This is a genomic window from Aeromonas sp. Prich7-2 (assembly GCF_017939255.1).
GTDB lineage: Bacteria > Pseudomonadota > Gammaproteobacteria > Enterobacterales > Aeromonadaceae > Aeromonas > Aeromonas caviae.
The window spans coordinates 243266-263039 of sequence record NZ_JAGKRI010000117.1; the positions used below are offsets into that span (position 1 = coordinate 243266).

The following is a 19774-nucleotide window of genomic DNA, read 5'->3' on the forward strand; positions in this document are numbered from 1 at the left end:
CCTAGTCCCCTATGGTGATGGTGCAGGTCGTGCCCGCGATCAAGACCAGATCCGGGGGAATCGCCAGCAGCCTGATCCGCACCGGCACCCGCTGGGCCAGACGCACCCAGGGCACGTTCGGCTTGACGTCGAGCAGCAGCCCCTCGCTGCCTTCCAGGCTCTGATCGTGAATGGCGCGCCCTATGCTTTCCACCTCCCCCCTGAGTACCCGATCCCCGCTGTAGAGCACCACCTCGGCCGGTTTGCCGGGGGCGATGTGCCTGAGCTTGGTCTCTTCGAAATAGCCCTGCACATAGAAGGAGTGGGTGTCTATCAGGGCCACCAGGGGCACCCCGGCGGTGGCGTAGTTGCCGACCCTGGCCTGCAGATTGGTGATGTAGCCGTCGCTCGCGGCATGGACCTCGGTCCGGGCAAGGGACCATCTGGCCTGCTCCAGATTGGCCTGGGCCACCTCATAGGCCGCCTTCATCGCCTGGGCATTGAGCCTGGATTCATCCACCGCCTCGGCGGAGATGACGGTGCGGGAGAGGCTCTGGCGACGATTCGCCTCGTGCTCCGCCTTGTCGAGATCCGACCTGGCCTTGGCCAGGGCCGCGCTGGCGTTGTCCAGCGCGATGCGATAGGGCTCGGGATCCAGGGTGAAGAGCAGGTCCCCCGTCTTCACCAGCTGGTTGTCCTTGACCCCTATCCTGACGATCTTGCCCGACACCTGGGGCGTGATGCTGACCAGCTCGGCCCTCACCTTGCCATCCCGGGTCCAGGGACCCTGCATGTAGTCGTTCCACAGCCACCAGAGCGACACCAGCGCCAGGGCAAAGACCAGCAGGGTGGAGAAGTATTTGAGGGTCGCAAGGGGTGATTTAGCCATGTAGCAATATCCATAGGGCGCCGCTGACGGCGAGGATGAAGAGGGAGAGATCCATCAGCAGGGGGTGCCAGACCTCGCCGCCGTAGAGCCAGTCCCGCAGCAGATGGTGCAGCGGCAGCCAGCCCAGCAGGCCGAGCAGCACAGCCTTGAACAGGGGCGGAAAATAGAGCGAGGCCCCGAGGATCAGATCCGGCAGCGCTGAAGCAGTCGTCACGGGTGTGCCCCCTGTTGGCAGAGATGGAATGAAGAGAGAGGCCGGGGTCCGCCGGGAGACGGACAGGGCAAGGTTAACACAGCCATGGCGGGGGCTACACAAGCAGATGACCCCCTGAGATGTCGTCACGGGAGTGACGCGGCAACGCCTCGCCCGTCCTCCCCGCCACCCGTCGGGCAGTCACCTCGCGTTCAATCGGCTACGGTATCTGCAGGGTGATGCACCCCGTCGCGGGTCGGCACCTCTCCCAGATCGAACGGGTTGACCCCCTCCAGACAGGCGAGGTTGTAGCCATATTCCGCCGGATTGGATCGGCGCTGGTGATGGGTGTAGATGCCGCAGACGCTGCAAAAGTAGTGTTTCGCGGTGCGGGTGTTGAACTGGTAGCAGCGAAGCGCCGCCTCCCCTTGCAGGATGCGGATGCCGGAGAGCGGCACCGAGGCGACGATGGCCCCTCGCCGCCGACAGAAGGAGCAGTCGCAGCGGCGCGGATCCACCACGCCATCCGGCAGGGTCAGCTCCAGCACCACGGCGCCGCAGTGGCAGCTTGCCTTGTGTTTCTTCTGGATGGGGGTATTGCCGATGCGTGTGATCATGCTGCCTCCTTGCCGCAGTGTCAGGCTGCGAACCGGTTAATCGAACAGGGTATCCCCCCGCCCCTGCGACAGATGGTCATGCAGGGTGCGCAACTGGGACGCAACCACCCGGTGGCGGGAGAGTTCGGGCAAGGCGTCGATGGGGAAGTACTCCGCCCCTTTGGTTTCATCGGTGTCGGTAAGCAGAGCGCCGCCCGTCACCTCGCACAGGAAGAAGGCCTTGTGGGCGTGGGGCAGCTGCGGGGGATGGGGATGCTTGAGCTTGTCGAACAGGGCCAGCAGCTGCACCGCCCGACAGACGAGGCCGGTCTCCTCCACCACTTCCCGCACCACGGCGTCCGCAGGCGAATCGCCGATGTCGCACCAGCCCCCCGGCAGGGTCCAGCGCCCGTCACTGCGCTCCTGCACCAGCAGGACATGGCCCGCGTCGTTCTGAATGAAGGCCCGCACATCGAGCTTGGGGGTGGGATAGCCGCTGTCGAGGGCAATCCAGTCGCCGATGGCATCGGGAGCCAGCTCGCTCTGGCTGGCGATGAGCGTCACCGTGGCCGCTCGCAGCGCCTCGAAGCGGGCGATGTCGAAGGGATCCCGGGAGTAGGTGAGCCCCGCCTGGGCCGTGGCCAGCACCTGTTCGAGGAAGGCGGCCAACGGCGGTTGCATGGCTAGAGCCCGAGGAAACGGACGATCTGGGCGGGGTAGCGCTCGAAGCCTGTGAAGGCGTGATCGCCGCCGCACTCCAGGGAGAGACGGGCAAAGCGGTATTCGTCCAGCGCCTTGCGATAGTCGAGCACCTCGTCCTCCTGCTGTTGCAGCACCCAGAGCCGCTCGGGAGCAGTCACCGGCACCGCCAGCGCTCTCAGCTCGTCCATGTGCCCAGGCAACAGTTCATAGCGTTCGCCGCTGTAGGGGTTGGTCTGGGGGCCGAGGTAGTCGCAGAGCAGCTCGTGGGGGCGCACCGCCGGGTTGATGAGGGCGGCGCGGCAACCGTATCGCTCGCTGACCCGGGTCGCCATAAAGCCACCGAGGGAGCTGCCCACGGCGCCAAGCTTGAATTCGTTGCCATAACGGCTCTGCAGATCGGCAATGGTCTGCTCGATGGCCACCCAGGCGGCCGCCGGGGTGTTGGGCTGGGCCGGGATCACCACCTCGATATCGGGCCTGTTCTCTGCCACCCAGACCGCCATCTGCTGCGCCTTGGCCGAGCCGGGGGATGAATTGAAACCGTGCAGATAGAGCAGGACGGGCTTCATGGCAACGCCTCAGTAACCGGTGGCATTGGGGTCGGGCACGAACTGCCCCAGCGGCAGGCGCCACACCTGACTCGCCACCCGGCCATCCGGGTGCAGGGTGAGATAGCGCCAGCCCGGGCCAGATTCGTCCAGTGCGAAACCGTCGGAGAGCGGCTTGAACTGGATGCAGGTAGAGGGGCTGGCGATGAGCCGCACTCCGTGGTGCACCTCGTCAAACTCCTGATGGACGTGGCCGAACAGGATGGTCTTCTGCTGCGGGTGGCGGGCCAGCACGGCGAACAGGTCGTCGGCATTCTTGAGGTTGTGCTGATCCAGCCAGGCGCAGCCCACCGGCACCGCCTGATGGTGCAGGGCGATGAGGGCATGGCGCTCGGGATGCTGGCGCAGGGCCTGATCCAGGGCCGCCAGCTGGTGATCCCCCAGCACCCCGTGGGGTTTGCCGCGCACCTGGGTATCCAGCAGGATCACCTGCCAGTGATCCCCCACCAGTTGCTTGGCCTCGCTGATGCCGGCCGCATGGAGGTATTCGGTCATCAGGGGGCCGTCGTCGTGGTTGCCGGGCAACCAGTAGATGGGGCGGGCCAGGGGCGCCATCATGGAGGCGAAACGCTGGTAGGACTCCGGGCTGTGATCCTGGGAAAGATCCCCGGTGGCGAGGATGAGCTCGAACGGGTGCTCGTTGGCCTGCACCCGCTCCAGCACGGCGGCCAGACTCTGCGCCGTGGGCACGGCCAGCAGCCGCCCCTCGGCACTGGCGAAGAGATGGGTATCGGTAATCTGTAACAGGCGCACACTGCCGTCCGGCGCCTGAGGTAGCTCTGTTTCCAAAATCACGCTTCTTTTTTTATGGGTTCGACTAGAGGATGTTAATCAGGCTGGTGCCGTGTTTGAGACAAAATCTCAACCAATCGGCCAAGAATAGATTTACCTGCTCCTTTTCATCCCTGTGATGCATTTTTTGATTGGGATAATCATAACGTGGTTGCAACATTGAAATCTGTTGCGCCGCACACACTTCCGCCATTCGCACATCATGATACAAACGAATCTCTATCCGGGCTTGCAAGTAGCTCGGCAATTCGGGGTTGTGCTGGGCCAGGATCACCTGGCTGGTGAAGCGGCTCTCCTCGGTCACCGTGAGCTGGAACTGCAGGCCGTTGCCGACCTGATAGCGGCGCTCGGCACCCACGCTGCCGCCGGGCGGCAACAGTTTCATCAGCGCCATGTAATTGACCTCGCAGGTACGCTGCAAGGACATCAAATCAGGCACATAGCGCTTCATCGGGCTCTGGACTAATGACATGTCGCGGCTCCCTCAATCAGGGTCCATGAAGGGTGGACCCACTGCACAGTGTTCCAGTCGGACACAGGGCACCTGACCCGGGTCTGAACGAGCGTCACCTCAGCGCCCCGCCAGCCAGCGTGCCCGCAGCTCGCCGTGATTCAGGGCCAGCCACTGCAGGGCGATGACGGAGGCGGCATTGTCGATGCGCCCCTCTTTGAGCCAGGCATAGGCCTGCTCGCGGCTCACCACGTGGACCCGGATGTCTTCCCCCTCTTCCGCCAGACCGTGTATCCCCTTGGCCTGACTGGCATCCACCTCGCCCACGAACACCTCGATGCGCTCGGTGCTGCCACCCGGGCTCACCAGATAGCTGATGGCGTGTTCGCAGCGTCCCACCTCGATCCCTGCCTCTTCCACCGCTTCGCGCCGCACCACTGCCTCGGCGGTCTCCCCTTCATCGATGATGCCGGCCACCAGCTCCAGCAGCCAGGGGGTGGCGCTGGTCTCCATGGCGCCGATGCGAAACTGCTCCACCAGCACGATCTCGTCCCGCACCGGATCATAAGGCAGCAGGGCGGCGGCATGGCCACGTTCGAACAGTTCCCGGACGATGGGGGCGTTCCAGCCACCGGCAAACAGCCTGTGTTGCAGGCGGTAGACATTCACCTTGAAGAAGCCATTATATCCAGCTGATTTTTCAATGATTTTCACATCATCGCTGGAGTAGTGGCAGGTTTGAGGCAAGGCTTGCTGTGACATTCGAGACTCCTGCCAGCTTGACTTGGCTTGGTTTGACCATAATATTCGGGGGCATGAATGAACATTCATTCACTCGCTCTCGCCGACGATGAGGGAAGGATTTTAGCAGCCACAGGGCATTTGGCTAGGCGCGTTGCCGAGAAAACTCGCCCCGGACCTTGACGTTTCCGCAGCTGGAAAAGAGACAGTTCGCAATGAAATCTGCTTATAGTAGAGTGGTTAAGCTGAAATCAAGCTTGGTCGGTGACAATCCCCCCTTCATCCAGCGGACAGCTTTGGGTTGATACAAAAGGTTAAAACTATCATATGAAAAGAACACTCTTGTCAGTCATGGTGATGCTGGGTGTGAGCGGCGCCGCTCATGCCGAAAACCTGCTCGATATTTACCAACAGGCCCAGATCAAGGACACCCAGCTGCTGGAATCCAAGGCCAAGCGGGACCAGGCCTTCGAGAAGATCAACGAATCCCGTGCAGCCCTGCTGCCCCAGATCAACCTGGGCGCCGGCCTGAACTACCTGCAAAACAAGAACGACACCATGACCAACACGGGCGCTACCGGCTCCGTGACCCTGGATCAATCCATCTACCGTCGCAGCAACTGGGTCAACCTGGATCTGACCGAGAAGAGCGCCACCCAGTCCGACGTGGCCTACAACCTCGAGTACCAGAACCTGATGCTGCGTACCGCCCAGGCCTACTTCGACGTGCTCAAGGCCATGGATACCCTGGAATTCGTGCGTGCCAACAAGACCGCGGTCGAGCGTCAGCTTGAACAGACCCAGCAGCGCTTCGAAGTGGGCCTGACCGCCATCACCGACGTGCACGAGGCCGAGGCCGAGCGCGATCAGGCGCTGGCGGACGAGATCAATGCCGAGAACACCCTGGACAACAGCTACGAGAGCCTGCGCGAGCTGACCGGTATCGACCACCGTCAACTGGATGTGCTCAACACCGATCGCTTCAGCCCGCAGAAGACCGCGTTCAACTCCGACAAGTGGCTGGAACTGGCCCTGGACAAGAACCTGGAGCTGCACAGCGCCCGCATCGGCAAGGACATCGCCAAGGAGCAGATCGATCTGGCCAAGACCGGTCATGAACCGACCCTGGATCTGGGCGCTGGCCTGAACGCCGGTTACAACGATTACAAGGACGAGATCCGCAACCCCGAGAGCAACAGCAATCAGGGCAACATCGGCCTGAACTTCAAGCTGCCCATCTACACCGGCGGAGCCACCACCTCCCAGGTCAAGCAGGCACAGTTCAACTACGTGGCCGCCAGCGAACAGCTCGAGCGCAGCTTCCGCTCGGTACAGAGCACGGTCCGCTCCTCCTACAACAACGTGAACGCCAGCATCGGCTCGGTCCGCGCCTACAGCCAGTCCGTCATTTCCGCCGACAGCGCCCTGAAGGCGACCGAAGCCGGTTACGAGGTGGGTACCCGCACCATCGTCGACGTGCTGGACTCCACCCGCAAGCTGTATCAGGCCAAGCAGAAGCTCTCCGAGGCCCGCTACAACTACATCCTCAGCATCCTCTCCCTCAAGCAGGCCGCCGGCATCCTGGAGCAGAAGGATCTGGAAGAGGTGAACCAGGGTCTGATGCCAGCCGCCCAGGTCACCAAGAAGTCCTGAGCCAGGCGCACACCATGAGAAAAGGCGACCCCTAGGTCGCCTTTTTCATCTCTGTTCGCCGCTGGAAGTGCGTTGGTCGGGGCCTGCCAGGCAGCGGCCATATCACCGACCCGGCAGCCCCATCAAAAAACCCGGCCTTGGCCGGGTTTTACGCTTATCCGCGCTCGCGGATGGTCTTGATGATGTCGGTGGTGGAGCAGCCGTCCTCGAAGTTCAGCACCCGCACCTCGCCGCCATTGGCGGTCACCTCGGCGTAACCCGCGATCTCTTCGGGCTTGTAGTCGCCCCCCTTGACCAGGAGGTCTGGCAGGATCTCTGCGATCAGACGCTGGGGAGTGTCTTCGCTGAAGGGGACCACCCAGTCCACGGCACCCAGGGCCGCCAGCACCGTCATACGGCGCTCGGTCGGGTTGACCGGGCGACCCGGCCCCTTGAGGCGACGCACGGACTCGTCGGTGTTCACCGCCACGATCAGGCGATCCCCCAGCTTGCCCGCATTGGCCAGATAGGAGACATGACCCGCGTGCAGAATGTCGAAGCAGCCGTTGGTCATCACCACCTTCTCGCCGCGCAGACGGGCGGCCTGGACGGCCACCTTGAGCTGGGCCTCGGACATGACGCCAAAGCCGGTCTCCTGCTCGGTGTAGAGGGCGTTGGCCAGTTCCACCGGGCTCACGGTGGAGGTCCCCAACTTGCCGACCACGATGCCGGCGGCGGTGTTGGCCAGGGCGCAGGCCTCATCCAGACTCTTGCCTGCGGCAAGGGAAGTCGCCAGGGTGGAGATGACGGTGTCACCGGCACCGGTGACGTCATAGACCTCGTGGGCCTGGGCCGGCAGGTGCAGCTCGGGCTGCCCTTCGCGGATCAGGGTCATGCCGTTCTCGGAACGGGTGACCAGCAGGGCGTCCAGCTCGAAGCGCTTGACCAGCTCCAGCCCCCTGGCGACCAGGTCTTCTTCCCCCTTCACCTTGCCCACCACGGCCTCGAACTCGGACATGTTGGGGGTCAGCAGGGTGGCACCGCGGTACTTCTCGAAATCGGTCCCCTTGGGGTCGACCAGCACGGGGATGCCGGCGGCGCGGGCACGCCGGATCATACCGGGCACATCGTTGAGGGCGCCCTTGCCGTAGTCGGAGAGGATCATCACGTCCGCCTGGGGCAGCGCCTGCTCCACCTTGCCCATCAGCAGGCTGGCATCCACGTCGTGGAAGGCCTCTTCGAAGTCGAGGCGCAGCAGTTGCTGGTTGCGGGACAGCACCCGCAGCTTGGTGATGGTCGGATAGTCGGTCAGGCGCACGAAATCACAGGCCACCTTGACACCGACCATCTGGCTGGCGAGGGCATCGGCGGCTTCATCCTGACCGGTCAGGCCCAGCAGCACGACCTGGGCGCCGAGGGCGGCGGAGTTGAGCGCCACGTTGGCGGCGCCACCCGGGCGCTCCTCGATGTGCTCGACCTTGACCACGGGGACCGGCGCCTCGGGGGAGATCCGGCCGGTAGGGCCATGCCAGTAGCGATCCAACATGACATCGCCAACGACCAGGATGCGGGCTTTTTCAAACTCGGGCAGGGTGATTTTCATCTGTATCGGCTCTCAAAACCTGAAAAATTCAGCGGCCGATTTTATCACACTCTTTTCCGGGGCGTGAAAAAAGCACGGCCCTGTGCCCTGATGCCCCCTCTGACCAGATGACGGCGATTCGCGCCCGCCCCCGCTTTTCGGATAGAATCCTCGACATGCGAGTGACCGCATCCGCGCCGAGCCACCCCACACAGGCCCCCCGGTTCGGTCGGACTCCCCCCTTTGCCTTTGCGAACAAGAGACTCTTCATGGCCCAAGAACACGCTCCCCGCCTCGAACCCCGTCTGTTCCATCCCCGTTACTGGGGGAGCTGGCTGGGCCTCTCCCTGCTCTGGCTGCTGGTGTTGCTGCCCTGGCGCAGCCAGATGTGGCTGGGCCGCCAGCTCGGCACCCTGGCCCGCAAACTGCTGAAATCCCGCGTCAAGATTGCCCGCCGCAACCTGGAGCTGGCGATGCCCGAGCTCAGCCGGGATGAGCGCGAAGCCCTCCTGATGCAGAACTTCGAGAGCGTGGGCTGCGCCATCTTCGAGGTGGGCATGGCCTGGTTCTGGCCAGACTGGCGGATGCGCCGCCTGATGAAGGTGGAAGGGGAAGAGCACGTCATCAACGCCATGGAGAAGGGCCAGGGGATGCTGCTGCTCTCCTGCCACTTCCTGACGCTGGAGCTCAATGCCCGCTGCTTCGGCCTGGTGCGCCCCGGGGTCGGCGTCTATCGCCCCAACACCAATCCGGTGCTGGAGTACGCCCAGTACCACGGTCGCTGCGCCTCCAACAAATACCTGGTGGACCGGATGGACGTGAAGGGGATGATCAAGGCGCTGCGCAACGGCGACGCCCTCTGGTATGCACCGGATCACGACTACGGCAGCCATGCCAGCGTCTTCGTGCCCTACTTCGCGGTGGAGCAGGCCGCCACCATCACGGGTACCGCCACCCTGGCCCGGGTGAAGAACACTGTCACCCTGCCCTGCTACAACATCCGCACCCGGGAGGGCTACACCCTGCATATCGGGGCCCCGCTCGCAGACTACCCGAGCGGTGACGACCTGGCGGATGCCAGCCGCGCCAACCGCGAAATTGAAGCCGCCGTGCGCAAGGCGCCGGAGCAGTACATGTGGCTGCACCGCCGCTTCAAGACCCGCCCCAATCCGGACGATCCCGGCTACTACTGATGCCCTCCCGCCCCGTCGACCGGGCAAGTCCAGACGACAGGACAGGATGGCACCGCGCCCCATGAAAAAGCCCTCGCACTGCGAGGGCTTTTTTGTTGGCTGCCAGCGTCTGCCTTACTGGCGGATCAGGCGGTAGATGGCGTAGCCGGGGTGCTTGGCGTCATCCATCGGCAGGGTGGACTGGTACGACAGATCCGCCCCCGCCAGGGCCTTGGCCTCGTCGGTCGGCGAGGAGTAGAGGCGCACGTCCACGTTGGCGGGCAGGGCCTTCATGTGCCAGTTGTTGTTGGCCGCCGGGCTGAAGCCGGCCGGGTTGTCCGCAGACTGGGCCTTCAGGTACTGGGCGATGATCTCCCGCGTCTCGAAGGGATCTTCATGGACGATGTTGCTGCCGTCGATGCCCGGGAAGTGGCCGCCGCCGCTGGCGCGGTAGTTGTTGGTCACCACGTAGAACTTCTGGGCCGGGTCCACGGGCTGGCCGTTGAAGGTGAGGCCGCTGATGCGCTGGCCGTCGCTCACCTTGACCCCGTCCTTGCTGTAGCGGGCCGGCTGGGTGATGTCCACCTCGTAGCTGACCCCGTCAATCACATCGAAGTTGTAGGTGGGGAAGCTCTCGTTCACCAGCCACTGCACCCCGGTCTTGCCGGTGTCGATCTGGTTGAACTGGCCGGCGCTCATCTCCAGCCACTCCTTGACGGTGGCCCCGTTCACCTCGACCACCTGCAGGGTGTTCGGATAGATATAAAGGTCGGAGACGTTGCGCAGGGAGATGTCACCCTGGGCCACGTAGGTGAAGTCGTTGATGCCGTTGCGACCGCCACGGAAGGGGGCCGCCACCGAGAGGATCGGGTAGGACTCCTTGAGCAGGCCGTCTTGTTGCAATTGCTCCGCGTGGCGGCGCTGGGCATCGCTCACCAGCTGCACCGAGGGGTCGTCCTGTACCAGGGCGAAGAAGCTGTGGATGGGGGAGGTGATCTTGCCGAGCGGCTCGTCCAGCCACTGGTTGGTGGCGTCGTGATCCGCCTGCACCAGGTCCACCACCCGCTGATCCACCGCACTGCCCTCGCTGGCGTCTATCTTGCGCAGGCTGGCCTGGCTCTGCTTCACCTGCCACTTGCCGTCCACCTGCTCCAGCTTGAGGTCGATGATACCGAGGTGGTTGCCCCAGTAGCCGGGCATCACGGTGGGAATGCCGCTGAGGGTACCGGCCTGGTTGTCCACCTCCGGCAGATCCGGGAAGTCCCCGGGGAAGTTCTTGTGGGCGTGGCCCAGCATCAGGGCGTCCACCCCCTTCACCTTGGCCAGATGCCAGGCGGAGTTCTCCATCATGGCCTCATAGCTGCTGGCATTGATGCCGGTGTGAGCCACCACCACCACGATGTCGGCGCCCTTGGCGCGCAGCTCGGGCACATAGTGATTGGCGGTCTCGACCATGTCGGCCACCACCACCTTGCCCTCCAGATGACGCTTGTCCCACTGCAGCACCTGGGGCGGGGTCAGACCCAGGATGCCCACCTTGACGCGCTGGCGCTGGCCCTTGTCATCGGTCACCTCGCGCTCCAGCAGCAGATAGGGGGTGAACTTGTTGCCGCTCCAGTCAATCTGTCCCTTGGCATCGCGCTTGAAGGCCCCCGCCTCGAACACGTTGGCGTTCACATAGGGGAAGTCGGCTCCCGCCAGCACCTTGCCGAGGTAGTCCAGGCCGTAGTTGAACTCGTGGTTGCCCAGGTTGCCCGCGTCGTAGCCGAGCTCGTTCATCGCCTTGAACACCGGGTGCGCCTGCTTCTCGAGATAGCCGGCACCGGATTGCTCGAAGATGTAGTCCGCCAGCGGCGTGCCCTGAATGAGGTCGCCATTGTCGAGCAGCAGGTTGTTGGGGTTCTCGGCGCGGGCGGCGCGGATCAGCAGGGCGGTGCGGGAGAGGCCGAACTTGCGATCCTCCTTGTTCTGGTAGTAGTCGTAGCCCAGCACGTTGGAGTGGATATCAGAGGTCTGGATCAGGCGCAGGGAGACGGTCCCCGGCTGCGCCTTGCTGTCATTCTCGTTGCTGCAGGCAGACAGCAGCACGATGGCGGCAATAGCCCCCAGCTTCATGGTGTTATTCACTGTTTTTTTCCCTTTTATTATGAGTAACGCTTTACCAGCGCCGGGAATTTAACAGACGAATATGTCAGCAGATGGCACCGGGACTCATTTTTATGAAGCCCGGCACAAAAATAGCCTCATGAGGCCGGTATGGCACCCAATGCCAGCTTGACCGCCAGCACCAGCATGATGAGACCTACAACAAGATCAATGGCTTGCTGCACCCGGCCCCGGGCAAGCCAGGGGGAGAGGGCGGCCGCCCCGAACGCCAGTCCGTAGAACCAGACCAGAGAAGCCAGCATAGCCCCCGCCGCGAAGGCGGGTCTGAGCTCCTCGGCAAACTGGCTGCCGAAGGAGCCAAGCAACATCAGGGTATCCAGGTAGACGTGGGGGTTGAGCAGAGTGACTCCGAGGGTCATGGCCAGCACGCTCTTCACCCCCATCAACCGGGGCGAGTCCGCCAGGGCCGCCTCCTGGCCGCGCCAGGCACTGCGCAGGGAACGGATACCGAACCAGCCGAGGAAGAGCACGCCGCCCCAGGTCAGCAGGGCCAGACCGATCGGGCTGGCTGCCAGCAGGTTGGCCCCGCCGAACACCCCGATGCCGATCAGCACGAGATCGCACAGGCAGCAGAGGGTCGCCGTCAGCAGGTGGTGATTGCGGTGAATGCCCCGGCTCAGCACGAAGGCATTCTGGGCCCCGATGGGGATGATCATGGCAAGGCCGAGGGTAAAGCCTTGCAGGGTGGTGGCGAACATGGAGATGCGTTCCTGTGAAAGTGAGAAACGCACTATAAGGGGGCACGGGCAATCAGAGAAATTCATTCATTTTCTGATGCATTCATAAAACTGATGAAAACCGGGCCGAAACCACACAAAGAAGGTTGTCAATTGCAGGATCTGACAATTGTGGGGTCACAGCCCCGCCCCGAGAATCGGCGGCAGGATGGGACGGCGCAGGACAGCGGTGATGGCGACAGAGGGGATGCCAGGCGACGAGCCGGTGCCGCCGGGCCTGTATTCACTGCAGCAGGGAGGGGAAGTTGGTGACCACCACCTGCTCCAGGTTCGGCAGCAGGATGCCGCTGCTCACCCCCTTGGCGATGGCCTGGTAGCGGTTCATCGACCCCGTCTTGCGGGTGACCTGATTGAGGTGGTAGTTCACGGTGCGCTCCGTGATGCCGAGGATGCAGGCGATCTCCCCCGATGTCTTCCCTTCGCTGGCCCAGAACAGGCACTCGGTCTCCCGCTCCGTCAGGGGCTCCTGGGGATCGTCCTCCCTCATGCTCTGGCGCACGATCCGGATCGCCGCCTCGAAGATGTAGTTGGACATCCAGGAGAGGATGGGCGAGGACTCCAGCATCAGATCACTCGATGCCCGCTCCCGGGTAATGAAAGAGAGTATGCCGTTCTCCCCCGCCGCCCCGTGCAGCGGGAACGAGATGCCGTTGCGCAACCCGAATTCCGCCGCCAGCCCCATCACATCCATGCTCCCCTCTTGCAGGAAGCGCGCCTTCTCGTCCAGCCGGTTCCAGTAGATGGGCAGGGTCTGCCTGCGGGCGAGCTGGATGATGGGATCGCAGGCCAGCATGTTGTTCAGGGTGTAGGCCTGTACCCAGGAGTCGGGGCACTGGTTGAACAGCACCACCTTGGGCCTTTGCATCGACATGGGCAGGATGAGGGCGAAGCGGTAGTAGTCGTAACCCATTCCCAGGGTGAAGCGGCCGATGAGCTCGGACAACCGGTTGCCATCGGTCACCAGCGTGAAATGTTCCAGGTACTCAAGCAGTTGGTCGCGTGTCATAGGCAAGCCTCCCCTGGCCAAGGCCTTGGATTATAGCGCCTAACCATGAAATGGAGAGACATGAATGCTTGTTTTCAAAGGAAAATTGAAAGAACACCCCAGATGGGAGGTCGAAAACGAGCTCTACCGATTTCGCAACCGCGTCTTCTCCGATCGACTCGGTTGGGACGTGGAATCCCGCCGTGGCCTGGAGCGGGACAACTTCGACAAGCCCGACACCCACTGGGTGCTGATTGAAGACAAGCAGGGGCTGTGCGGCTGCATCCGCCTGCTCAGCTGCGCCCAGGATTACATGCTGCCCAGCATCTTCCCCACCGCCCTCGCTGGCGAAGCCCCCCCTCGCGGCAACGACGTGTGGGAGCTGACCCGCCTCGCCATCGACGCCGACCGGGCCCCTCGCCTGGAGAACGGCATCAGCGAACTCACCTGCGTCATCTTCCGCGAGGTGCTGGCCTTCGCCAGGGAGCAGGGGATCCGCGAGCTGGTGGCCGTGGTCAGCCTGCCGGTGGAGCGCATCTTCCGCCGCCTCGGCCTGCCCATCGAGCGCCTCGGCCATCGCCAGGCGGTGGATCTGGGGGCCGTGCGCGGGGTCGGTATCCGCTTCCACCTGGACGAGCGTTTCGACCGCGCCGTCCATCGCCCCCTGCAGGGCCATTACCGGCCGGCGGGGGATGCTCTGCTCGCCGTCATCTGAGCAAAAAAAGTCCCGGGACCGGCCCGGGATTCAAGACGCTCGCTATGATCCGTTTCCACCCCATGCAAAAACGGACCGGGTGAGTATCTTATGAATCTCATGTCAGGACTACTGTCACATCTCACAGGGGCGGCCCCGGGCACCGGCCCCCTCCATGGGGCGGTCAGGTTGTCCTCTGGCGCTCCCTTGAGTAGCATTCTTGCTGAACTCCCTTTTTTCATAAGGAATGCTGATGAAGACGTTGGACTACAAGCTGCTGCTGGCCCTGGACGCGGTGATCCGGGAGCAAAACTTCGAGCGTGCCGCCCAGCGCCTGCACATTACCCAGTCCGCCATCTCCCAGCGCATCAAGCAGCTGGAGCAGCAGTTTGCGGAGCCGCTCATCATCCGCAGCCAGCCGCTGCAGGCCACGGGGCTCGGCCAGAAGCTGCTGGCCCACTATCGCCAGGTGCGCCAGCTGGAGCTGGAGCTGGCCGGCGAACTCTCCCCCGACGAGCCCAGGGCCCCCATCCGGGTCAGCATCGCCGTCAATGCCGACAGCCTGGCCACCTGGTTCCTGCCCGCCCTGGCGCCGCTGCTGGAGCAATACCCCATCGAGCTGAACCTGCTGGTGGATGACGAGAGCCGCACCCTGGACCGGGTGCGCGAGGGGCAGGCGTTCGGCGCCGTCAGCCTGCAACCCCAGCCGCTGGCGGGCTGCTGCGTCGACGAACTCGGCGAGATGCGCTATCTGCTCACCGCCAGCCCCGCCTTCGTCGCCCGCCACTTCCCGAACGGCCTCACGGCGGCGGCCCTGGCCAAGGCGCCGGCGGTGGCCTTCGATCAGCGCGACGACATGCACATCAGCTACATGGCCCGTCATTTCGCCCTCCCCCCCGGTGGCTACCCCTGCCACACGGTGCGATCCTCCGAGGCCTTCGTCGCCATGGCGGAGCAGGGGCTGGCCTGCTGCCTCATCCCGGAATTGCAGATCCGCCAGCAACTGGAAGAGGGGCGCCTGCTCGATCTCAACCCGGATCACCACCTGGTCGAGCAGCTCTACTGGCACCGCTGGGTGCTGGAGCGGGGGCTGCACAAGCAGATATCCCAGCGCCTGATCCAGCAGGGGCGACGGGCACTGCAACCCCGTTGAGGGGGCCATTCACCTTGGCTTTGGGGGGGTAAAAACGTATAGTGCTGGGCGATTAACCATCAGGTCTCCACTCAGGTTCCCCATTTATGTTCCAAGACAATCCGCTGCTGGCCCAGCTCAAGCAACAAATCCGCGAAAACATCCCCAAGAAAGAGGGTGTGATCCGCGCCTCCGATCGGGGCTTCGGCTTCCTGGAGGTCGATGAGAAGACCAGCTATTTCGTGCCGCCTCCCTACATGAAGAAGGTGATGCACGGTGACCGGGTGAGCGCCCTGATCCGCACTGAAAAAGAGAAAGAGGTGGCCGAGCCGGATGCCCTTCTGGAACAGGCCGTCACCCGCTTCGTCGGCCGCGTGAAGATGTTCCGCGACCGCCTCAACGTGGTGCCCGACCACCCCCTCATCAAGGACGCCATCAAGGCCCGCGCCAAGAAGGGTCTGGACGAGAAATCCTTCAAGGAAGGGGACTGGGTGGTCGCCACCCTCAAGCGCCATGCCCTGGTGGACGGCAACTTCTCCGCCGAGATCACCCAGCTCATCGCCACCCAGGAAGATCACAACGTGCCCTGGTGGGTGGTGCTGGCGCGCCACAACCTGGCCCAGATTGAACCGGCGGACCTGCCGGAGTGGAAGGTGATCGAAGAGGAAGAGCTGCCCCGCCGGGATCTGACCCAGGTTCCCTTCTTCACCATCGACGGTGCCAAGACCAAGGACATGGACGATGCCCTGGCCATCACCAAGCTGGAGAACGGCTGGGAGCTGCTGGTGGCCATCGCCGACCCGACCGCCTATGTGGCCGAGGGGAGCGAGCTGGACAAGGAGGCCGCCCAGCGCGCCTTCACCGTCTACATGCCGGGGCGCAACGTGCCCATGATCCCGCGCACCCTCTCCGACGAGCTCTGCTCCCTGAAAGAGGGCGAGGAGCGCAACACCCTGTGCGCCCGTCTGCTCATCGCCGAGGATGGCCTGCTGCTGGAGGAGACCGAGTTCTTCGCCGCCCGCATCAATTCCCATGCCCGTCTCAGCTATGACGACGTCTCCGACTGGGCCGAGCACGGCAAAGCGCTGGATATCGACGCCGGCGTCCTGGCCCAGCTGCCCCTGATGAAGGCGATGACGGAGGCCCGCATCAAGTGGCGCACCGAGCACGCCCTGGTGTTCCCGGACAGACCCGACTACGACTTCGAGCTGGGTGAAGACGGCGAAGTGCTGGCCATCCACGTGGAGCCGCGCCGCATCGCCAACCGCATGGTGGAAGAGTCGATGATCGCCGCCAACATCTGCGCCGGCCGCGTGCTGGGCAAAGAGGTCGGCTACGGCATCTTCAACGTCCACACCGGCTTTGACGAGGAGTCCCTGGACGGCGCCATCGAGCTGCTCAAGACCGCCGAGGCCCCGTTCGAGAAGGAAGAGATCGCCAGCCTCTCCGGCTTCTGCGCCCTGCGACGCTGGATAGACAACCTGGACACCCGCTGGCTGGACGGCAAGATCCGCCGCTTCCAGAGCTATGCCCTGATGTCCGCCGAACCGGGTGCCCACTACGGCCTGGGTCTGGATGCCTACGCCACCTGGACCTCCCCCATCCGCAAATACGGCGACATGGTCAACCATCGCCTGCTCAAGGCGGTCATCGCCGGCAAGACCCCGGGTGAGCGCCCCAGCCTGGAGCTGACCGAGCACCTGACCGCCTGCCGCCGCCTGCACCGCATGGTGGAGCGCGACATCGGCGACTGGCTCTATGTGCGCTACCTCAAGGCCGATGCGGGCACCGACAAGGTGTTCAACGCCGAGATCATCGACGTGATGCGCGCCGGCCTCAAGCTGCGCCTGCAGGAGAACGGCGCCGTGGTCTTCATGCCCGCCCGCCATATCCTGGACAACAAGGATCGGCTGGAGTGCAACTGGGACAACGGCCGCGTCTATCTGGACAAGACCGAGGTGGTCTACGAGCTCGGCCAGATCATCGAGGTGAAGCTGACCGAGGCGGTGGAAGAGACCCGCTCCCTCATCGCCAAGCCGGCGGTGGATCTGGTGCCGGGTCCGGCACCGGTCGCCCTTGCCAGCGAGGCCGATGCCGCGCCTGCCGACGAGGCCCCCAAGGCGCAGTGATCCCCCTGTTTGTCTGCCCTGCAAAAGCCCGCATCCTGCGGGCTTTTTTTATGGCTGCGCTCCGCAGGCAGACGGAATGGGAGACCCGCTCGCAGGCCCCAGCCTGCGTCGCTACCGGCAGGGAGGATCGAGACGGGAGCGGATCAGGATCCGCCACCCGGGCGTCACAAGAGGCCTTGTTGGAACCGATCCTCTCGGGGGAAAAACTGAAAGTGGGTTACAAAATAAATGATTCATTGGTGATTAACGATGAACTACGGCATATCCATCGTCATTACTTGCGAATACGAGGCGACAAATCATGACTCATTTGAGTGCAAAATTTGATTTTGTGACGACAGTCACATTGACACCGTATTTGCGCAAACCGCAAAACGAGACATCAATCACAAAAAATTGACACCCAGAGGCGAGAAGATCGAAATGTAGCCGAAATACAGCGACTGACTGTGATCGTCATCACTATGTCGGGAGGGGGGAGGTCGGGGTATTTGAGATCCAGGTCACAAGACACCCCGTTTTCAGCCTAATTTGGTCACAAGCTGGTAGATTGAAGTTGCTTAGACGACTGGGATGGGAGTTCGGCAAAACTCGTCATCCCGACTACCACTTTTAATCACACAGGCTTAAAACGGGGTCCCGACATGTTATCACCGGATACCAAAGTCAAGATACAGAATTTTGGACGCTTCCTGTCCAATATGGTCATGCCCAACATAGGCGCCTTCATCGCCTGGGGCTTCATCACCGCCCTCTTCATCCCCACTGGCTGGCTGCCCAATGAAACCTTGGCCAAGCTGGTCGGTCCCATGATCACCTACCTGCTGCCGCTGCTGATTGGCTATACCGGCGGCAAGCTGATCGGGGGGGACCGGGGTGCCGTGGTCGGTGCCATCACCACCATGGGCGTCATCGTGGGGACCGACATCCCCATGTTCATGGGCGCCATGATGGTCGGCCCGCTGGGTGGCTGGGCCATCAAGCGCTTCGACAAGGCGATGGAAGGTCGCGTCAAGAGCGGCTTCGAGATGCTGGTGAACAACTTCTCCGCCGGCATCATCGGCATGTTGCTCGCCATTCTCGCCTTCTTCGTCATCGGTCCCTTCGTCAAGGTGCTCTCCGGCGTGCTGGCGAGCGGTGTCGGCTTCCTGGTGGACAACCACATGCTGCCCCTCACCTCCATCTTCGTCGAGCCGGCCAAGATCCTGTTCCTGAACAACGCCATCAACCACGGCATCTTCTCGCCGCTCGGGATCCAGCAAGCCACCGAACAGGGCCGCTCCATCTTCTTCCTGATCGAAGCGAACCCGGGTCCGGGCATGGGCGTGCTGCTGGCCTACATGGTGTTCGGCCGTGGCGCCGCCAAGCAGTCCGCTGCCGGTGCGTCCATCATCCACTTCTTCGGCGGCATCCACGAAATCTACTTCCCGTACGTGCTGATGAACCCGCGCCTCATCCTGGCGGTGATCGCAGGCGGCATGACCGGGGTCTTCACCCTGACCCTGTTCAACGCCGGTCTGGTCTCCCCCGCCTCCCCGGGCTCCATCTTCGCCGTGCTGCTGATGACGCCGAAAGCCTCCCTCATCGGGGTGCTGCTCTCCATCGTCGCCTCCGCCACCGTCTCCTTCCTGGTCGCCGCCGTGTTCGTCCGTGCCCAGCAGCCGGAAGCCGACGAGGCCGATGCCCTGGGTGAAGCCACCCGCAAGATGAAGGCCATGAAGGGTGCCAAGCCCGAGACCACCGCCGCCAAGAAGCCGGAAACCGAGCTGACCGCAGTGCGCAACATCGTCGTCGCCTGCGATGCGGGCATGGGCTCCAGTGCCATGGGCGCCGGCATGCTGCGCAAGCGGGTGCAGGCCGCCGGTCTCGACATCAGCGTGACCAACCGTGCCATCAACAACCTGGACGATCAGGTGGATCTGGTCATCACCCACAAGGATCTCACCGACCGTGCCCGTCGCCATGCGCCGCATGCACAGCACATTTCGCTGACCAACTTCCTCGACAACGCCCTCTATCAGGAGCTGGTGCAGAACCTCAGCCTGGCCAACGCGGCCAACGATGACGTCGCCAACCCGCAACTGCTGGTGGCGGCCAACGACGACAGCTACGAGCCGCAGGAGCCGGAAGTCTTCACCCTGAGCCTGCAGGACGTGCACCTGGGCCTCAAGGCCGAGAGCAAGGAAGCGGCCATCGTGACCGCCGGCAAGCTGCTGGCCGAGCGAGGCTATGTGGCACCGGACTACGTCGACGCCATGCTGGAGCGCGAACAGCTGGTCTCCACCTACCTCGGCGAATCCATCGCCGTGCCCCACGGCACCATCGCCGCCAAGGAGCACGTGAAGCGTACCGGCATCGTCATCTGCCAGTACCCGGCCGGAGTCGCCTTCGGCGAGGGCGCCGATGAAGTGGCGCGCCTGGTCATCGGCATTGCCGCCCGCAACGATGAACACATACAGGTCATAACCCGCCTGACCAATGCACTGGATGAGCCCGGTCTCGTCGACCGTCTGGCCAGCACCCAGGATCCCCAGGAGTTCCTGGATCTGCTGGGGGCCGAGCAGGCCGCGTAATCATCCGTCATCGTCTTTGGT

Annotated in this window: 18 protein-coding genes; 6 read left to right on the top strand and 12 right to left on the bottom strand. The window is 63.4% G+C overall.

Annotated elements, in window-relative coordinates:
* Position 1 precedes the first annotated feature (1 nt).
* The 8 genes from J9892_RS17145 to nudF all read right to left on the bottom strand — a co-directional run bounded on the left by J9892_RS17145 (position 2) and on the right by nudF (position 4972).
* Entirely contained in the window at positions 2 to 868 is an 867-nt protein-coding gene (locus J9892_RS17145) for an HlyD family secretion protein (RefSeq protein ID WP_042015437.1), read from the bottom strand.
* Positions 861 to 1103 (bottom strand): DUF1656 domain-containing protein, encoded by a 243-nt coding sequence (locus J9892_RS17150; RefSeq protein ID WP_039039819.1) that lies wholly within the window; start codon positions 1101 to 1103, stop codon positions 861 to 863. The genes J9892_RS17145 and J9892_RS17150 overlap by 8 nt, the downstream gene beginning before the upstream one ends.
* 170 nt (positions 1104 to 1273) lie before the next feature.
* Positions 1274 to 1678: a GFA family protein gene (locus J9892_RS17155; protein ID WP_039039754.1), complete on the bottom strand. Its 405-nt coding sequence runs from the start codon at positions 1676 to 1678 to the stop codon at positions 1274 to 1276.
* Between the two features lie 36 nt (positions 1679 to 1714).
* Positions 1715 to 2338 (bottom strand): NUDIX hydrolase, encoded by a 624-nt coding sequence (locus J9892_RS17160; protein ID WP_052815077.1) that lies wholly within the window; start codon positions 2336 to 2338, stop codon positions 1715 to 1717.
* A gap of 2 nt (positions 2339 to 2340) precedes the next feature.
* Complete coding sequence (locus tag J9892_RS17165) at positions 2341 to 2928, bottom strand: YqiA/YcfP family alpha/beta fold hydrolase (RefSeq protein WP_161470339.1); 588 nt, start codon at positions 2926 to 2928, stop codon at positions 2341 to 2343.
* Positions 2929 to 2937: 9 nt separating this feature from the next.
* The gene (gene cpdA / locus J9892_RS17170) at positions 2938 to 3756 is read right to left on the bottom strand and encodes a 3',5'-cyclic-AMP phosphodiesterase (RefSeq protein ID WP_052815075.1); all 819 of its coding nucleotides are present in this window, start codon (positions 3754 to 3756) and stop codon (positions 2938 to 2940) included.
* A 28-nt stretch (positions 3757 to 3784) separates the two neighbouring features.
* The gene (locus J9892_RS17175) at positions 3785 to 4231 is read right to left on the bottom strand and encodes a DUF1249 domain-containing protein (RefSeq protein WP_039039758.1); all 447 of its coding nucleotides are present in this window, start codon (positions 4229 to 4231) and stop codon (positions 3785 to 3787) included.
* Positions 4232 to 4330: 99 nt separating this feature from the next.
* The gene (gene nudF, locus J9892_RS17180) at positions 4331 to 4972 is read right to left on the bottom strand and encodes an ADP-ribose diphosphatase (protein ID WP_010672772.1); all 642 of its coding nucleotides are present in this window, start codon (positions 4970 to 4972) and stop codon (positions 4331 to 4333) included.
* Positions 4973 to 5278: 306 nt separating this feature from the next.
* On the opposite strand from nudF, the gene tolC reads away from it, so the two are divergent.
* Positions 5279 to 6604 (top strand): outer membrane channel protein TolC, encoded by a 1326-nt coding sequence (gene tolC / locus J9892_RS17185; RefSeq protein ID WP_029313618.1) that lies wholly within the window; start codon positions 5279 to 5281, stop codon positions 6602 to 6604.
* Positions 6605 to 6758: 154 nt separating this feature from the next.
* Here tolC and hldE read toward each other — a convergent pair whose 3' ends face one another.
* Positions 6759 to 8186: a bifunctional D-glycero-beta-D-manno-heptose-7-phosphate kinase/D-glycero-beta-D-manno-heptose 1-phosphate adenylyltransferase HldE gene (gene hldE, locus J9892_RS17190; protein WP_052815074.1), complete on the bottom strand. Its 1428-nt coding sequence runs from the start codon at positions 8184 to 8186 to the stop codon at positions 6759 to 6761.
* Between the two features lie 248 nt (positions 8187 to 8434).
* On the opposite strand from hldE, the gene lpxL reads away from it, so the two are divergent.
* The gene (lpxL, locus tag J9892_RS17195; protein ID WP_052815073.1) at positions 8435 to 9358 is read left to right on the top strand and encodes an LpxL/LpxP family Kdo(2)-lipid IV(A) lauroyl/palmitoleoyl acyltransferase; all 924 of its coding nucleotides are present in this window, start codon (positions 8435 to 8437) and stop codon (positions 9356 to 9358) included.
* Between the two features lie 114 nt (positions 9359 to 9472).
* Here lpxL and J9892_RS17200 read toward each other — a convergent pair whose 3' ends face one another.
* The 3 genes from J9892_RS17200 to J9892_RS17210 all read right to left on the bottom strand — a co-directional run bounded on the left by J9892_RS17200 (position 9473) and on the right by J9892_RS17210 (position 13246).
* Entirely contained in the window at positions 9473 to 11452 is a 1980-nt protein-coding gene (locus J9892_RS17200; protein WP_043153994.1) for a bifunctional 2',3'-cyclic-nucleotide 2'-phosphodiesterase/3'-nucleotidase, read from the bottom strand.
* Between the two features lie 128 nt (positions 11453 to 11580).
* Positions 11581 to 12201, bottom strand: a complete 621-nt coding sequence (gene lysE, locus J9892_RS17205) for an L-lysine exporter (RefSeq protein ID WP_041212291.1) — start codon at positions 12199 to 12201, stop codon at positions 11581 to 11583.
* A gap of 262 nt (positions 12202 to 12463) precedes the next feature.
* Complete coding sequence (locus tag J9892_RS17210; RefSeq protein ID WP_010672766.1) at positions 12464 to 13246, bottom strand: LuxR family transcriptional regulator; 783 nt, start codon at positions 13244 to 13246, stop codon at positions 12464 to 12466.
* 64 nt (positions 13247 to 13310) lie between these two features.
* On the opposite strand from J9892_RS17210, the gene J9892_RS17215 reads away from it, so the two are divergent.
* The 4 genes from J9892_RS17215 to J9892_RS17230 all read left to right on the top strand — a co-directional run bounded on the left by J9892_RS17215 (position 13311) and on the right by J9892_RS17230 (position 19753).
* Entirely contained in the window at positions 13311 to 13940 is a 630-nt protein-coding gene (locus J9892_RS17215; protein ID WP_029313613.1) for an acyl-homoserine-lactone synthase, read from the top strand.
* 232 nt (positions 13941 to 14172) lie between these two features.
* The gene (locus J9892_RS17220; protein ID WP_010672764.1) at positions 14173 to 15072 is read left to right on the top strand and encodes a LysR family transcriptional regulator ArgP; all 900 of its coding nucleotides are present in this window, start codon (positions 14173 to 14175) and stop codon (positions 15070 to 15072) included.
* An 86-nt stretch (positions 15073 to 15158) separates the two neighbouring features.
* Complete coding sequence (locus tag J9892_RS17225) at positions 15159 to 17180, top strand: exoribonuclease II (protein WP_171865256.1); 2022 nt, start codon at positions 15159 to 15161, stop codon at positions 17178 to 17180.
* A 644-nt stretch (positions 17181 to 17824) separates the two neighbouring features.
* The gene (locus tag J9892_RS17230) at positions 17825 to 19753 is read left to right on the top strand and encodes a PTS mannitol transporter subunit IICBA (RefSeq protein WP_041212287.1); all 1929 of its coding nucleotides are present in this window, start codon (positions 17825 to 17827) and stop codon (positions 19751 to 19753) included.
* Positions 19754 to 19774 lie beyond the last annotated feature (21 nt).

Coding starts and splice junctions, on each gene's coding strand:
- nudF (WP_010672772.1), bottom strand. CDS start 4,972: ATGTCACAGCAAGCCTTGCCTCAAACCTGCCACTACTCCAGCGATGAT.
- J9892_RS17145 (WP_042015437.1), bottom strand. CDS start 868: ATGGCTAAATCACCCCTTGCGACCCTCAAATACTTCTCCACCCTGCTG.
- J9892_RS17210 (WP_010672766.1), bottom strand. CDS start 13,246: ATGACACGCGACCAACTGCTTGAGTACCTGGAACATTTCACGCTGGTG.
- hldE (WP_052815074.1), bottom strand. CDS start 8,186: ATGAAAATCACCCTGCCCGAGTTTGAAAAAGCCCGCATCCTGGTCGTT.
- J9892_RS17175 (WP_039039758.1), bottom strand. CDS start 4,231: ATGTCATTAGTCCAGAGCCCGATGAAGCGCTATGTGCCTGATTTGATG.
- J9892_RS17200 (WP_043153994.1), bottom strand. CDS start 11,452: ATGAAGCTGGGGGCTATTGCCGCCATCGTGCTGCTGTCTGCCTGCAGC.
- J9892_RS17230 (WP_041212287.1), top strand. CDS start 17,825: ATGTTATCACCGGATACCAAAGTCAAGATACAGAATTTTGGACGCTTC.
- tolC (WP_029313618.1), top strand. CDS start 5,279: ATGAAAAGAACACTCTTGTCAGTCATGGTGATGCTGGGTGTGAGCGGC.
- lpxL (WP_052815073.1), top strand. CDS start 8,435: ATGGCCCAAGAACACGCTCCCCGCCTCGAACCCCGTCTGTTCCATCCC.
- J9892_RS17220 (WP_010672764.1), top strand. CDS start 14,173: ATGAAGACGTTGGACTACAAGCTGCTGCTGGCCCTGGACGCGGTGATC.
- lysE (WP_041212291.1), bottom strand. CDS start 12,201: ATGTTCGCCACCACCCTGCAAGGCTTTACCCTCGGCCTTGCCATGATC.
- J9892_RS17155 (WP_039039754.1), bottom strand. CDS start 1,678: ATGATCACACGCATCGGCAATACCCCCATCCAGAAGAAACACAAGGCA.
- J9892_RS17215 (WP_029313613.1), top strand. CDS start 13,311: ATGCTTGTTTTCAAAGGAAAATTGAAAGAACACCCCAGATGGGAGGTC.
- J9892_RS17225 (WP_171865256.1), top strand. CDS start 15,159: ATGTTCCAAGACAATCCGCTGCTGGCCCAGCTCAAGCAACAAATCCGC.
- J9892_RS17160 (WP_052815077.1), bottom strand. CDS start 2,338: ATGCAACCGCCGTTGGCCGCCTTCCTCGAACAGGTGCTGGCCACGGCC.
- J9892_RS17165 (WP_161470339.1), bottom strand. CDS start 2,928: ATGAAGCCCGTCCTGCTCTATCTGCACGGTTTCAATTCATCCCCCGGC.